Here is a 14,507-nt window from a genome sequence, read left to right as displayed (position 1 = left end):
TCCCGCGCATGGACACACAATTTGCCAAGAATCGCTATCACGGCGCCCCGCGCGCGGCCGATTTCACGATCGACCAGGCCTGGGACACCTATTCGGCCGCCGAGCATGACCGGTGGGACCGGTTGTTCCGCCGCCAGAAGGAGGTGACGAAGGGCCGGGCCTGCGCCGCCGCGCTGGAGGCGATGGAAGCGCTGGAGCTTTCCCCCTCGGGCATCCCGCATATGGGGCGCTTGTCAGACCGGCTGGAGAAGATCACGGGCTGGCGCGTTGTGCCGGTGGCGGAACTGGTGCCGGACGAGATTTTCTTCGACCACCTCGCCAATCGCCGCTTTCCGGCAGGCGCCTTCATCCGGCCGGAGGAAGAGTTCGACTATCTTCAGGAGCCGGACATTTTCCATGACATCTTCGGCCATGTGCCGATGCTGGCAAACCCTGTGTTTGCCGATTTCATGGAAGCCTATGGCAAGGGCGGCCAACGGGCGATGAAGCTAGGCCAGTTGCACAACCTGGCACGGCTTTATTGGTATACGGTGGAATTCGGACTTATTCAGGAGACGGACGGCCTGCGCATCTATGGCGCGGGCATCCTGTCGAGCCCGCAGGAGACGGTGTTTGCGCTGGAGGATGAGAGCCCCAACCGGATCGGCTTCGAGCTGAAACGCCTTATGCGGACGGACTACATCATTGATGATTTCCAGCAGACCTATTTCGTGATCCCGAGCTTCGAGGCGCTGCTGGAGACCTGTTACCAGGATTTCGGCGATGTCTATGGCGAGGTGAAGGGCCTGCCGGATTATGCCGCGCACGAGATAGCGCCGGGGGATGAGGTCATCACGCGCGGGACGCTGGACTATTTCCGCAAGGGCGGGCGGAAGGGGCTGTAGCGCCTTCCTGATTCTTCGTGACGCCCGCTGGCCGGAGGTTATCTGGGCGCTCAGCTCCTGCCCCATCCGTGTACGCACTGGGAGCGGGCAGAAGATGAGTTCTCAGATGGCCTGCGGCCATCGAGAGTGACGGAGGGGTGGAGAGAGGGAAGCCTAGTCGCCCTCTTTCTTCGCGGTCTGTTTCGGATCGTGCTTGGGCGCTGGCGCGAGGCGCATGACTTCTGTCTGGAAGCGTTCGTCTTCGCCGGTGAGGAGGTAGGGCAGGGCTTTGCAGATGGCCTCGCACAGGGGGTCGAACCAGGCGAGGTCGGCCTTGTGGAAGTCTGACAGGACGTGGGGCATGACCATCGCCTTGTCGCCGGGATGGCCGACGCCGATCCGTATACGGCGGAAATTCTCTCCGAGATGTTCGATGAGCGAGCGCGCGCCATTATTGCCGGAATGGCCGCCGCCGCGCTTCACGCGCAGGCGCCCGGGGGCAAGGTCGATCTCGTCATGGAAGACGGTGAAGGCGTCCGGCCCCAGCTTGTAGAAATTCAGCGCCTTGGACGCGGCAAGGCCGGTCTTGTTGTAAAAGGTCTGCGGCTTCATCAGCAGCACCTTCTGGCGCCCGGCAGGCGTATCGACCGCGCCTTCGGAGACGAGCGCATCGAATTTCGACCGCCACGGCCCGAAGCCATAGGCGGCGTGGATCCGGTCCATGACGAGGAAGCCCGCATTGTGGCGGTTGGCGGTATACTTCGCGCCGGGATTGCCCTGGCCGCAGAGGATCAGCATGGCGTCATGCTCCTGACACTTCGCCCGGAATCAAAAGGGCCGCCAGCTTGTGACCGGCGGCCCCTGACTTGTCCAGAAAGAGCTCAGTCTTTCTTCGGGGCCACCTTGGTGGCGGGCACCTCGGCGGGAGCGGCGTCAGTGTCTTCAACCTCGGCCTTGCCACCGCGCCCGGCGATGGTGGCGATCGTGAAATCGCGGTCGCTGATGACGGGGCTTGCACCTTCCGGCAGGGCGACGTTCGAGATTTTCACATTGTCGCCGACTTCGAGCTTCGAGATATCTGCTTCGAGGTATTCCGGGATCTTGCCGGCCGGCACGTTGAGTTCGACCGAGTGGCGCACGACATTGAGCGTGCCGCCCTTCTTGAGGCCGGGGGAGACTTCGTTGCCCTTGAAGTGGACCGGGACCTCGACCTTGATGATCTGGTCGAGCTTCACGCGGAAGAGGTCGACATGCATCGGCTGGTCGGTGACCGGGTGCATCTGGATGCCCTGCGGGATCACCAGCTGGCGCTCGCCCTTGTGGACGAGGGTGGCGGTGGAGTTCAGGAACTGGCCGGTTTCGATGGCCTTGATGACCTCGCCTTTTTTCAGGCTGATGGCCACGGGGGCAAGGTCGCCGCCATAGAGGACGCCGGGCACGAAGCCCTGCTTGCGGGCTTCACGGGCGCCGCCGGTGCCGGTGCGCTCGCGCACTTCGACATTGAATACGATCTGGGATTTCGACATCTGTTTTCCTTTCGCCCTGAACCGTGCCTTGCCTTTGGGGAAGGTCGGAGCCTGACACGCACGGCCTCGCGCCGCCGTTTCTGAAGGGCGGCGTATAGGGGAAGGTTGCCGGGATGGCAAGCGGGGGTGGGCAGGGCGCTAGAAGCTGCGCGAGCACGCCATAAAAATTATTGTATTGCGATATAAGAATTTATTGTATAACGATAAACAATGTGCCAATACCGGGGAGAACGCGTATGCTGAATCTGATCTCCCGGTTGCTGATGGCAGTCCTGCTTGCGCTTCCGCTGCTCGCGGGCCTTGCGCATGCTGACAACCTAATGGCCGGGCCGGGCGATCCACTCTGGATGCATATCGGGGCATACGCCTTGCTTTACGCCCATATCGGCGGCGGCGCGGTGGGCCTTGTCTCGGGCGTCGTGGCGATTGCCGCTCCAAAAGGCCGGCGAGTGCACCGGACGGCAGGCGCCGTGTTTCTGGTCTCGATGTTCGTGACTTATCTCATCGGCGCAGGTGTTGCGCCGTTCCTGCAGACCGGTCAGCGGCCGAACTTCGTGGCGGGCGTCATGGCGCTCTATCTGCTGCTCAGCGGCTGGTTTGCCGCGAACCAGCGTGTCGAGATCCGCGCCGGCCTGGCGCAATATGCCGGCCTGGCTTTTGCGCTTGGTCTCGTCGCGATGGGCGCGGCTTTCGCCTGGATGGGATCGCAGAGCGAGACGGGCACGGTTGATGGCTCGCCGCCGCAGGCTTTCATCCTGTTCATGGTCGCGGGCAGCTTTGCCGCTGCCGGTGAACTTCACGTCATCCTACGCAAAGCGATCCGCGGGGCGGCGCGTACGGCGCGGCACCTCTGGCGCATGTGCTTCTCGATGTTCATTGCCTCAGGTTCGCTCTTCTTCGGCCAGCCGCAGGTCTTCCCGCAATGGTTCCACGATACGACGTTGCCGATTTGGCTTGGGTTTGCCCCGTTGCTTGCGATGGTTGTGTGGCTGGTGATCGTCCGCATACCAAGGAAACGCCGCGTGCCTGTGGCGGTTACGACCTGAAACACCCCGCCACATCAGCCATCCAGTCCTGCACGGCATCTTTCTGGGTGAGGGCGGATTTGCCGTGTCTCACGAGGATGAGGTCGAGGTCCGGGACGAGGAGGGTGTATTGTCCCTCATAGCCGTTGGCGGAGAAGCTGCCGGGCCCGGCCATGCCGAGCCACCAATGGGCGCCGTAGCCGAGGCGTTCGGTGGGCGGGACGGGCGTGGGCGTGCGAGCATAGCCCACCCAGCCTTCGGGGAGGAGGCGGCGGCCATCCCAGATGCCATCGCGCAGGTAGAGGAGGCCGAAGCGGGCAAAATCGCGCGCGGTGCAATAGCAGAAGGAGGAACCGATGAAGGTGCCCGCGGCGTCGAATTTGGGGCTGGCAGAGGTCATGCCGAGCGGCGTGAAAAGCTCTGCGAACATGAAGTCGCGGAAGGCGTCTCCGCTGGCGCCGAGCGTGTGGGCGGCGAGGCGGGCGATGATGTTGGTGGTGCCGCTGGCATAGTTCCAGACGGTGCCGGGCGGATGGGCGAGCGGCAGGCTGGCGGCATAGGCGGCGACATCGGACTTGCCGGCGCCGAACAGCATCTCGATCACATCGGAGACGCCGGCATCGACATAGTCCTCGGCGAATTGGAGCCCGCTGGACATTCTGAGCAGCTGGTCGAGCGTGATGGCGCGGCGGGGATCGCCTGCGGACTGCCATTCGGGCACGGCGGCAGGGGCGTGGATATCGAGTTTTCCCTCGCGCACGAGGAGGCCGATTAGGGCGTGGGTGATGCTCTTGGCCTTGGACCAGGAGGGGTGGGTGCTGTCGGGGGTTAAGCCCGCCGCGTAGCGCTCTGCCACAATGCGCCCGCCTTGAATGGCCAGGAAGGCATGGGTTTCGCCGAGATCGTCCGGGGCGGGATTGGCGAAGGCGTGGCCGATGAGGGGCGTGAGCCGCGCCTCGATGGCGGGCGGGAGCGCCGCTTCCGGCCAGGCGAGGGTGGGCCAGGGCACACTTTCGGGCTGGGCAGGCAGCGGCGGCAGGGCGGGGGCGGGACGGTTCTGGGCCATCCCCCCCCGGTTAGCGCACGGGCGGGCCGTTGTCGAAGGCATTCCAGACGTCTGCGCGCCAGTGCGGGTCCGGGCGCTCGGTCACGACCTCGAAGATGAGGGCGCCGGAGACAGTCTCATCGCCGCGGCGGGCTTCGATCCGGGCGGTGTAGACGCCGGGCGCAAGGTCTGCGGGCAGCTGGTAGCGCCAGAGGCGGGGCGAGCGGTCTGCGACCGAGCCGGCGGGCTGGGGCGGCAGGGGGCCGGGCGAAGCGCGGCGGCCGCTGGACGCGCCCTGCGTGGCGGGGTCGCCGGAGCGGCTCTGCATGGCGAGGCGGGAAACCGAGAACTGCCGGCTGGTGGCGTAGGGGTCGGCAAAGTCCGCGCCGATATTGGGAGCGTCGCCCTGCATTGTCTGGGTGCGTTCCATCGGGAGGGCCGGACCGCCGTTCAGGGAGAGGGTGACCTCGCTGGCGGTGGAGCCAAGCCAGACATTGGCGGTGAGCCAGCTGCCGGCGGCGAGGTCTTCCGGTGTCAGGAGTTTCACGTCCGGCAGGTCGTGGGCTGATAGGGGCGGGACGGGATCGCGCGTCTCCCAAGACTCGGCCCGCCAGGCCATGATGTCATCAAACCAGGCGCGGAAGGCGGGCGTGCTGACCGAGACGGCCATGCTGCGTTCGCGGCTGGTGCCGAGGGGGACGAAATCGAGCGAGGTTTCCTCTGCGCCGAAACCGTAGAGGACATAGCCGCGCGGCTCACCGGTGCGGGTCAGCGACATCGGCACGCCGTCCATGTCGAAATCCCCATTCCACCAGCCGCCAGAGGCACCGCCTGCGATCACATGGCGGAAGGGCAGCGCGGAGACGCCGACCGCTTCCGGCCAGCCCTCGGTCCAGTCACCCGGCTCGAACACTTCGAGGGAATGGGTGTGGCCGGAGAAGGAGATGGCTTCCCGGCCCGCCGCGAGGGCGTGGATTTCGGCCAGGTTGTCGGTCTGGTGCTGGGTGGAGGTCTGGTCAACGAAGGAGACGAACGGGATATGGTGCAGGAAGGCGAGGCGCCGCCCGGGAGGCGTTGCGGCGATGAGATTGGCGAGCCATGTCATCTGCTCGTCCGTCACGCGGCCATTATACATCTTGCGCTCTTCGCCGAGACAGAAGTCGCGGCCGGGCAGCGCAGCATCCTCCGGCCCGCAGGGATAGACGACATTGTCGAGCGCAATGAACAGCGTGTCCGCGATTTCGAAGGCGTAATAAGCCGGGCCGTATAGGCGGCGCCAGCTGTCGGCGGAGTCGCGGTCATGATCGGCGTCAAAGTCGAAATCATGATTGCCGTGGACATAGTATTGCGGCGCGCGGGCGGCGGCGCCAACCGCCTGCATCCGGGGCATCAGCCCGAGGTCATCGCCCATGACGTCGCCCACATAGATCAGGCAGTCCGGATCAAGGCCGCTGGCGACGAGATCGTGCACGGCACTGTCCCGGAAATAGCCGATTTCGGTGTTCGTATAGGCCTGGCTGTCGCCGATGACGGCGCAGACAGCGGGGCCGGTGCGCTCGGCTTTGATCAGGGGGAAGTTGATCGCCTCCGGAAGCGGGCCGGTGGGCGGCAGGCCGCCATAGCGCAGGGGCTTGGGCGAGCCGGCGGGTTTGTGCTCATAGGCGAATTGCGGGATCCAGTTTTCGTCAGTCGGTGTGCGCCAGCCGGTGGGCTGGATGACGGAGACCGACATGTCGTCCCTTGCGGGCAGCGAGTAGCGGCCTTCGGTATCGGTGCGGGTGATCTCGCGCCCGTTGGAGACGAGGACGCCCGGGACGCCGGGCTCATCCGGCTGGGCGCGGCCATCGCGGCTCAAATCGTGGAAGACGCGGCCGGTGACCGTGCTGCGGGTCTCATCGGCGCCGGGGATGACCTCGATGCGGGCAAAGTAAGGGGTCAGCGGCTGGGGCGCGGCGGGGGCGGGTTCAGCAGCGGGAACTGGCGCGGCAAGGTCTGCAGCGGGCGGAGGGCTGGCGCAGGCCGACGCGAGAAGGGCGGCGAGGAGGAGCGAGGCGGGGGAGCTGAGTCGTCGGGTCATGCGCCGGTCCTACAGGCGGGGCTTGTCAGTTATATGAAACACCCGCCAGCCGGGCAGAAAATACAGGGCGCACCGGCGGGCTGGCACGGCAGCGCGTTCACAGCTTGTAGACCTTGCGCGCTGTGCCGCTGAACATGGCATCCCGGGCGGTTTCGGGATAGCCCGCGGTGATCTTCTTCAGGCCGTTCCACAGCGTGCGATAGCTGATCGAGAGGCGATCGACCGGGAAGTTGCTTTCCAGCATGCAGCGCTCTGGCCCGAACAGCTTGATGGCGTGGTGATACCATTCTGCCTGCGCCTCGACGAACTCATCCGAGGACGGAGGGCGCGGGCGTGTGTTCCAGCCATAGCCATTGTCCGGCATCGCCATGCCGCCGAGCTTGGCATAGACATTCGGGCAGGCCGCAACCTCGGCGATGTCGTCCTTCCATTGCTCGAAAATCTCCTCGCGCCTGCCTTCATAGGGGCCGACGCCAAGGGGCGTTCCGAAATGGTCGAGGATCATGGTGGTGCCGGGCACAGCGCGGGCGAGGGCGGCAAAGTCCGTGATCTGATGGTGATAGTTCCAGGTGTCATAGGTCAGGCCGCGCTGCCCGAGCCGGGCGACGCCGCGGCGGAAATCCGGGTCGCTGTATAGGCCCTCGGGCGCGCGGCCGGGGATGGTGAGGGCTTCGGGGTGTGCATCGCGCGCGCCAGCATGGCGGATCCCCCGGAAGCGGCCCTTCGCGGCAGCCTCATGCGCGTCCAGCACCTCATCGAGATGGGCAAGGCGCAGGTCTGCATGGGCGATGATGCCGATGATCTGGGCCTTGCCGGGGCTTGCGGCGGCGCGCTCGGCTGCGGCGGTGACGAATTCGGTTTCGCCGACGGGGCGCAGGTGTTCGGGGCCATCGGCGCGATAGGCTGCGCCGCATTCCATGAAGACGGTCGCGGTGACGTTGTGGCCGTCCCCGGTGTCTGACCAGAGCCCCTCGAGATCATAGGAGAGGTGGGGCGCCGGCCAGAGATGGTGGTGGGGGTCGATGATCTCGCGGGCCGGGTCGATGACCTCCTCCCGATGCTGCGACAGCCATTCGGAATTGTTGAACATATGGGCCTCCCCGGATGCTTTTTCTCTGCCCGGAACTGTGACAGGGTCGCCGGGGTCAGCGCAAGGATGTCAAGCTTGTCAGAAGCGGGCTTTCATTTGCGTGCGGGCGCGGTATGCTGAAAAACAAACGATTGTATTACGAGGAGAGGCGAATGGATGAGCGCGGCAGAGGGCCGGATGGACCGGGCGGGTCGAATGACGCCGCGCGCGGTGAGGCCGACCATACAGGCTATTGGCGCGATGTGCTGAAGCTGACCGGGGCGCTGCTGGCCATCTGGTTTGCCGTCTCCTTCGGGGCGGGCATCCTCTTCCGCGAATTCCTGGACCAGTTCAGCCTGGGCGGAGCGCCGCTGGGCTTCTGGTTTGCGCAGAACGGGTCGATCTATGTCTTCGTCGGGCTGATCTTCTATTACTGTTTCGCCATGGCCCGCATCGAGCGGAAATACCGGATCGAAGGCTGAGGGGCGGGGCATGGACTGGACGCTGTTCTGGGTGGGCACCACCTTCGCGGTCTATATCGGCATCGCCATCTGGGCGCGGGCCGGATCGACCAATGATTTCTATGTAGCCGGCCACGGGGTGCATCCGGTGGTCAACGGGATGGCGACGGCTGCCGACTGGATGAGCGCGGCGAGCTTCCTGTCGATGGCGGGGCTGATCGCCGTGCTCGGCTATGGCGGCTCGGTCTATCTGATGGGATGGACGGGCGGCTATGTGCTGCTGGCGCTTCTGCTCGCGCCGTTCCTGAGGGAGTTCGGCAAGTTCACCGTACCGGATTTTGTCGGTGACCGGTACTATTCGAGCGCGGCGCGGCTGGTGGCGGTCGTCTGCGCGCTGTTTGTGTCTTTCACCTATATTGCGGGTCAGATGTCCGGCGTCGGGATCGCGTTTTCGCGCTTCCTGGGCGTGGAATTCAACACCGGCATTTTCATCGGTATGGGGATTGTTTTCCTCTATGCTGTGCTGGGCGGTATGAAGGGCGTGACCTATACGCAGGTCGCGCAATATGTGGTCCTGATCTTCGCCTATACGGTGCCGGCGGTGTTCATCTCGCTGATGCTGACCGGCAATCCCATCCCGCAACTCGGCTTCATTTCGAATGTGAAGGGCGAGGATGTGTCCATGCTGCAGAAGCTGTCGGATACGCTGACGAGCCTTGGCTTTGCCGAATACACGGTGACCAACAAAACCGTGTTTGATGTGTTCTGCATCACCGCGGCGCTTATGTTCGGTACGGCGGGGCTGCCGCATGTGATCATCCGCTTCTTCACCGTGCCGCGCGCCTCGGATGCGCGCCTGTCGGCGGGTTGGGCGCTGGTGTTCATTGCGGCGCTCTATACCGTCGCCCCGGCGGTCGGCGCCTTCTCGCGCCTGAATGTGATCGAGACGGTCAACGAGACTGTCTACATCGCGCCGGAGGAGGACTATGCCGCGCGCGCCGCCGAGATCGAGGCAGAGGGCGGCGTGCCCTCGCCGGCCTGGTTCTCGCGCTGGGAAGTCACGCGCCTTGTGAGCTTCGAGGACAGGAATGGCGACGGTGTGATGCAGATCCGCGGGCCGAATGCGCCGGACGGGCTCGGCAATGAGGTGATGATCAATAATGACATCGCCGTGCTGGCCAATCCGGAGATTGCGCAGTTGCCAGACTGGGTGATTGGCCTCGTCGTAGCGGGCGGGGTGGCGGCGGCGCTGTCGACGGCGGCGGGTCTTCTCATGGTGATCTCATCGGCGATCAGCCACGACCTGTGCCGGCGGACTTTCTTCCGGGGGATGACGGACCGCAGCGAACTGCGCGTCGCCCGGCTGGCGGCGGCGGGCGCAGTGATCGCGGCAGGGTTCATGGGGATTTATTCGTCGCAGCTGGCCTTTGTGGCGCAGGTGGTGGCGTTTGCCTTTGGGCTTGCGGCGGCCTCGCTTTTCCCGGTGATCCTGCTCGGCATTTTCTGGAAGCGGATGAACCGGGAAGGGGCGATTGCCTCGATGCTGACCGGCCTCATCCCGACCTTTGCCTATATCTGGCATTTCAAGCTGGGTGCGGGGAAGGATGCGGGGGCGGAGGAATGGCTGCTCGGCGTGTCGCCGGAGGGGATCGGCTTTGTATTCATGCTGGTGTCGATGGTGGTGGGCGTGATCGTCTCGCTGGCGACGAAGCCGCCGCCGCAGGACATCCAGGATCTCGTCGAGGATATCCGTGTGCCCGGCACGCGCCGCGCCCATGGCATCGCGGACGAAGGCATGGCCCCGGCAGAGTGACGCGGGGGTGCGCATTGCCCCGCGCGGCCTGCCCGCTAGACTGGCGGGGATAATCCGGTACATCCGGGCCAGCAACTGAGGTTGGCATTCCGAGGGAGTTCCATGAGCGACGCATCGAAGACGTATCCCGTGCCCGAAGCCTTTGCGGCGAAGGCGAACCTGACGCCGGAAAAATACCGCGAGATGTATGCCGCCTCGATTGCGGATCCGTTGGCGTTCTGGGGCGAACAGGGCAAGCGGCTCGACTGGATGACGCCCTACACGGTCGTCAAGGATGTGAGCTGGGACAGGCAAGACCTGCATGTGCGCTGGTATGCGGACGGCGTGCTGAACGTCACTGCCAATTGCATCGACCGGCATCTTGAGACGCGCGGCGACAAGGCGGCCTTCATCTGGGAGGGCGATGCGCCGGGCGAGAGCCACACCATCACCTATCGCCAGCTGCACACGGCTGTGTGCAAGTTTGCGAATGTGCTGAAGGCGCTCGGCGTGAAGAAGGGCGACCGGGTGACCATCTATATGCCGATGATCCTGGAGGCGGCCTATGCGATGCTCGCCTGCGCGCGGATCGGGGCGGTGCATTCGGTCGTGTTCGGAGGGTTTTCGCCGGAGGCACTCGCCGGGCGGATCACCGATTGCGGATCGCAGGTGCTGATCACGGCAGATGAGGGCCTTCGGGGCGGACGGAAAGTGCCGCTGAAGGCGAATGCTGACAAGGCGGCGGAGATTGCCGGCGGCATGGTGCGCAAGATGCTGGTGGTGCGGCGCACGGGCGGCGATGTGGCGATGCAGGAGGGGCGCGATCACTGGCTGCACGAGATCGGCGCGGAAGTTTCTGCCGACTGCGCGCCCGAACCGATGAATGCCGAGGACCCGCTGTTCATTCTGTATACGTCCGGTTCGACTGGCAAACCCAAGGGTGTGCTGCACACGACCGGCGGCTATCTTCTCTGGGCGTCGATGACACATGAATATGTGTTTGACCTGAAGGAGGATGATGTCTTCTGGTGCTCGGCCGATGTCGGCTGGGTGACGGGGCATACTTACATCGTGTACGGACCGCTGGCGAATGGCGCGACGAGCGTGATGTTTGAGGGCGTGCCGACTTATCCGGATGCCAGCCGGTTCTGGCAGGCCTGCGACAAGCACAAGGTGACGATCTTCTACACCGCGCCGACCGCCATCCGCGCGCTGATGCGGGAAGGCGAGGGGCCGGTGAAGAAAACCTCGCGCGCCAGTATCCGCCTGCTCGGCACCGTGGGCGAGCCGATCAATCCGGAGGCATGGGAATGGTATTTCCATGTCGTCGGCGAGGGGCGCTGCCCGATTGTCGATACCTGGTGGCAGACTGAAACCGGCGGCACGATGATTGTGCCACTGCCCGGGACGACGGACATGAAGCCCGGCGCCGGCTCGCATCCTTTCTTTGGCATCAAGCCGGTGCTTGTGGATGCGGATGGCAGGGAGCTCGAGGGCGCGGCGGATGGAAACCTTCTGATCACGGACAGCTGGCCCGGCCAGATGCGCACCGTGTACGGAGATCACCAGCGCTTCATCGACACGTATTTCACCGCGTATGATGGCCGGTATTTCACCGGGGACGGGTGCCGCCGCGACGCCGATGGCTTCTACTGGATTACCGGCCGGGTGGATGATGTGATCAACGTTTCCGGCCACCGGATGGGCACGGCAGAGGTGGAAAGCGCGCTTGTCAGCCATGATGCCGTGGCCGAAGCGGCCGTCGTCGGCTATCCGCACGACATCAAGGGGCAGGGCATCTATGCCTATGTCACGCTGCGCGCGGGCGTGGAGGCGGATGAGGCGCTGCGGAAGAATCTGGTAGCGCATGTGCGCGAGGAGATCGGCCCGATTGCCTCACCCGACCTGATCCAGTTTGCGCCGGGCCTGCCGAAGACACGCTCCGGCAAGATCATGCGCCGTATCCTGAGGAAAATCGCGGAGAACGAGTTCTCCAGCCTCGGGGATACCTCGACGCTGGCGGAGCCGGAGGTCGTCGACAATCTGATCGAGAACCGCCAGAACCGGGGGTGATCACCCCCGGGGCATTTTCAGGCCGCGCCGATCAGAGCGCCTTGACGATGTCCTCGACCATTTTCTTGGCGTCGGCGAGCAGCATCATCGTGTTGTCGAAGAAGAAGAGCTCGTTCTCGATGCCGGCATAGCCGGAGCCCATCGAGCGTTTGACGAACAGCACCGTGCGGGCGTTTTCGACGTCCAGCACCGGCATCCCATAGATCGGCGAGGTCTTGTCGGTCTTTGCCGCCGGGTTGGTCACATCGTTCGCGCCAATGACGAAGGCGACATCCGAGGCGGAGAATTCGGAGTTGATGTCTTCGAGTTCGAACACTTCATCATAGGGCACCTGCGCTTCGGCGAGCAGCACGTTCATATGGCCCGGCATCCGGCCAGCCACAGGGTGGATGGCGTATTTCACTTCGACGCCTTCTTCCTTCAGCTTCTCGGCCATTTCCTTCAGGGCGTGCTGGGCCTGGGCGACGGCCATGCCATAGCCGGGCACGATGATGACCTTGGAGGCGTTCTTCATGATGAAGGCGGCGTCGTCAGCCGAGCCTTTCTTGTAGGGCCGGTCTACCTTCGCGCCACCGGCAGCGGCGGCATCCTCCCCGCCGAAGCCGCCGAGGATAACGGAGATGAAGCTCCGGTTCATGCCCTTGCACATGATGTAGGACAGGATCGCGCCCGATGAGCCGACGAGGGCGCCGGTGATGATCAGCGCGAAGTTGCCGAGCGTAAAGCCGAGGGCGGCGGCTGCCCAGCCGGAATAGGAGTTCAGCATCGAGACGACGACCGGCATGTCCGCCCCGCCGATCGGGATGATCAGCGTAATGCCGAGGATCAGCGCGAGAACCGTCAGTCCCCAGAAGGCCCAGTGCGCCATACCGCCCGACTGGATCAGGATGACCATCAGGACAATGATACCGACGCCGAGCGCGATGTTCAGCAGGTGGCGGGCGGGCAAGAGGATCGGCGCGCCGCTCATATTGCCGTTCAGCTTCGCAAAGGCGATGACAGAACCGGTAAAGGTCACCGCGCCGATGGCCGCGCCGAGGCCAAGCTCGACCAGCGAGATCCGATTGACGCCGGTGATCTCGAGGATGCCGAAGCTGGCGGGGGCGTAGAGCGCAGCGGCGGCCACCAGCACGGCGGCCATGCCGACGAGGGAGTGGAAGGCTGCGACCAGCTGCGGCATCGCTGTCATCGGGATCTTGCGGGCGATATAGGCGCCGATACCGCCGCCGATGACCACGCCGCCGAGGATCATCGCCAGGGTGGTCGGATCAAGCTGTTCCCAGACAAGCACGATCGTGGTGGCCACCGCGATGGCCATGCCGATCATGCCGTTGCGGTTGCCCTTGCGGCTGGTGGCGGGGCTAGAGAGGCCGCGCAGCGCGAGGATGAAGAGTACGCCAGCAACAAGATAGAGCAGCGGTGCCCAGGTGGATTGGAACTGTTCCAAGGGTCAGGCCCCTTCTTCTTTATCAGCTACGATGATGCTCTTAGCGAGCAAGCGATGGACGATATTTTGAACGACAACTTTGTTGGACTCGATTGCCATTCCTATTGCCGTCCCAATACAATAGTTGCCGAAGCGCTAGCGAATAGAGAAAGGGCTATCAGAAGTATTTGAACCCTCCTCAAATCATATTCGCGGCTCTCAAACTCAATGGATTTTGTGTCGATATTCTCCCAAACGTTTTTTTCGAATTCAGGCAGATGGATGAGCAGATCTACGATTGCTTTGTCAGCCTTAGTCAGTATTTCAAAAGTTACAGTTTCAGTGAACTCTTGGATATAGTTCTTTGTTGCATCGCAGTATTTGAGTATTGGAGGTGTCTGCAATGAAAGTTGATGGCAAGATCTTTGATGCTCAGCGGCCAAACTTGTGTAGGCAGAACGCACCCGGTTCCTTGCACTTATTTGTATTTCTCCCATGCCTACCCCCGGGGCGACCTCTCTCATGATGCTAGCTAAAGTCATGTCACGGGTGGCATTTTGGAATTCACTTATTATTGAGGCACGCTCTTCCACGAGGCTTTTAAGCTCTGATCGATACCCATCATTCATACGCATTTGGTTCTGGGTCGTTGGAACCATCAAAATTTCAATCACAGCTGCTGCCACAGCGGGCACAACAAATAAGAGGAAGAGGAGTATTCTCAGCATGCTGAGTTCAGTCCCCTTTTTTCTTGTACATGGCCAGCATGCGCTGGGTGACGAGGAAGCCGCCGAAGATGTTGACGCTGGCAAGCAAGACCGCGACCGCCCCGAGGATCTTGGCGGTCCAGCCCTCCTGCGAAAGTCCGTGGGCGGCAGCTGCGACCAGCGCGCCAACGACGATCACGGAGGAAATCGCGTTAGTCACCGCCATCAGCGGCGTGTGCAGCGCAGGCGTCACCGACCAGACGACGTAATAGCCGACGAAGCAGGCAAGCGCGAAAAGCGCCGCCAGGAAGACCGTGGAGTTGATGCCGCTTGCGTCTGCAAAGGCGGGGAGGGCGAAGGCGGCCAGGGCCAGGGCCATTGTCAGTTTTTTCATGCCAAAACTCCTTCCGGCGTCATCCCGGGCGAGCCGCAGGCGAGGCCCG

13 protein-coding genes are annotated in these 14,507 nt (G+C 63.6%); 5 read left to right on the top strand and 8 right to left on the bottom strand.

Features of this window, described 5'->3' with window-relative positions; translation table 11 throughout:
- The first annotated feature begins 8 nt into the window (after positions 1 to 8).
- The gene (phhA, locus tag ACK4SV_RS10690; protein WP_409917813.1) at positions 9 to 884 is read left to right on the top strand and encodes a phenylalanine 4-monooxygenase; all 876 of its coding nucleotides are present in this window, start codon (positions 9 to 11) and stop codon (positions 882 to 884) included.
- Between the two features lie 153 nt (positions 885 to 1,037).
- On the opposite strand, the gene pth is transcribed toward phhA, so the two are convergent.
- Both pth and ACK4SV_RS10680 read right to left on the bottom strand, forming a co-directional pair.
- A complete protein-coding gene (pth, locus tag ACK4SV_RS10685) occupies positions 1,038 to 1,661 on the bottom strand; it encodes an aminoacyl-tRNA hydrolase (RefSeq protein ID WP_409917812.1) in 624 nt (207 codons plus the stop codon).
- Positions 1,662 to 1,744: 83 nt separating this feature from the next.
- Positions 1,745 to 2,389, bottom strand: coding sequence for a 50S ribosomal protein L25/general stress protein Ctc (locus ACK4SV_RS10680; protein ID WP_409917811.1), 645 nt, complete (start codon positions 2,387 to 2,389; stop codon positions 1,745 to 1,747).
- 236 nt (positions 2,390 to 2,625) lie between these two features.
- Here ACK4SV_RS10680 and ACK4SV_RS10675 point away from each other — a divergent pair, with 236 nt between their 5' ends.
- The gene (locus ACK4SV_RS10675; protein ID WP_409917810.1) at positions 2,626 to 3,435 is read left to right on the top strand and encodes a hypothetical protein; all 810 of its coding nucleotides are present in this window, start codon (positions 2,626 to 2,628) and stop codon (positions 3,433 to 3,435) included.
- On the opposite strand, the gene ACK4SV_RS10670 is transcribed toward ACK4SV_RS10675, so the two are convergent.
- From ACK4SV_RS10670 to ACK4SV_RS10660, 3 genes are all read right to left on the bottom strand, one after another.
- The gene (locus ACK4SV_RS10670; RefSeq protein ID WP_409917809.1) at positions 3,425 to 4,480 is read right to left on the bottom strand and encodes a serine hydrolase domain-containing protein; all 1,056 of its coding nucleotides are present in this window, start codon (positions 4,478 to 4,480) and stop codon (positions 3,425 to 3,427) included. The two genes, ACK4SV_RS10675 and ACK4SV_RS10670, sit on opposite strands and share 11 nt — an antisense overlap.
- Positions 4,481 to 4,490: 10 nt before the next feature.
- Positions 4,491 to 6,536, bottom strand: a complete 2,046-nt coding sequence (locus tag ACK4SV_RS10665; protein ID WP_409917808.1) for a calcineurin-like phosphoesterase C-terminal domain-containing protein — start codon at positions 6,534 to 6,536, stop codon at positions 4,491 to 4,493.
- A 97-nt stretch (positions 6,537 to 6,633) separates the two neighbouring features.
- Complete coding sequence (locus tag ACK4SV_RS10660; protein WP_409917807.1) at positions 6,634 to 7,626, bottom strand: amidohydrolase family protein; 993 nt, start codon at positions 7,624 to 7,626, stop codon at positions 6,634 to 6,636.
- Positions 7,627 to 7,778: 152 nt separating this feature from the next.
- Here ACK4SV_RS10660 and ACK4SV_RS10655 point away from each other — a divergent pair, with 152 nt between their 5' ends.
- The 3 genes from ACK4SV_RS10655 to acs all read left to right on the top strand — a co-directional run bounded on the left by ACK4SV_RS10655 (position 7,779) and on the right by acs (position 11,931).
- Positions 7,779 to 8,087, top strand: coding sequence for a DUF4212 domain-containing protein (locus ACK4SV_RS10655; RefSeq protein ID WP_409917806.1), 309 nt, complete (start codon positions 7,779 to 7,781; stop codon positions 8,085 to 8,087).
- A gap of 10 nt (positions 8,088 to 8,097) precedes the next feature.
- Positions 8,098 to 9,879 (top strand): sodium:solute symporter family protein, encoded by a 1,782-nt coding sequence (locus tag ACK4SV_RS10650; RefSeq protein ID WP_409917805.1) that lies wholly within the window; start codon positions 8,098 to 8,100, stop codon positions 9,877 to 9,879.
- Positions 9,880 to 9,981: 102 nt separating this feature from the next.
- Positions 9,982 to 11,931 carry an acetate--CoA ligase gene (acs, locus tag ACK4SV_RS10645; RefSeq protein ID WP_409917804.1) on the top strand — a complete coding sequence of 650 codons (1,950 nt, stop codon included), beginning with the start codon at positions 9,982 to 9,984 and terminating at the stop codon, positions 11,929 to 11,931.
- Positions 11,932 to 11,962: 31 nt separating this feature from the next.
- Here the strand turns inward: acs and ACK4SV_RS10640 are convergent, their stop codons facing one another.
- From ACK4SV_RS10640 to ACK4SV_RS10630, 3 genes are all read right to left on the bottom strand, one after another.
- On the bottom strand, positions 11,963 to 13,378 hold the full coding sequence (locus ACK4SV_RS10640) for an NAD(P)(+) transhydrogenase (Re/Si-specific) subunit beta (protein ID WP_409917803.1): 1,416 nt from the start codon (positions 13,376 to 13,378) through the stop codon (positions 11,963 to 11,965).
- A 101-nt stretch (positions 13,379 to 13,479) separates the two neighbouring features.
- Positions 13,480 to 14,085 carry a hypothetical protein gene (locus ACK4SV_RS10635; protein ID WP_409917802.1) on the bottom strand — a complete coding sequence of 202 codons (606 nt, stop codon included), beginning with the start codon at positions 14,083 to 14,085 and terminating at the stop codon, positions 13,480 to 13,482.
- A gap of 7 nt (positions 14,086 to 14,092) precedes the next feature.
- Positions 14,093 to 14,443 carry a proton-translocating transhydrogenase family protein gene (locus ACK4SV_RS10630; protein ID WP_409917835.1) on the bottom strand — a complete coding sequence of 117 codons (351 nt, stop codon included), beginning with the start codon at positions 14,441 to 14,443 and terminating at the stop codon, positions 14,093 to 14,095.
- Positions 14,444 to 14,507: the final 64 nt, after the last annotated feature.

Source organism: Hyphomonas sp., from assembly GCF_046313735.1.
Classification (GTDB): Bacteria; Pseudomonadota; Alphaproteobacteria; order Caulobacterales; family Hyphomonadaceae; genus Hyphomonas.
The sequence above is the reverse complement of the archived record's forward strand: the minus strand, read 5'-3'. Positions and strand labels throughout refer to the sequence as shown.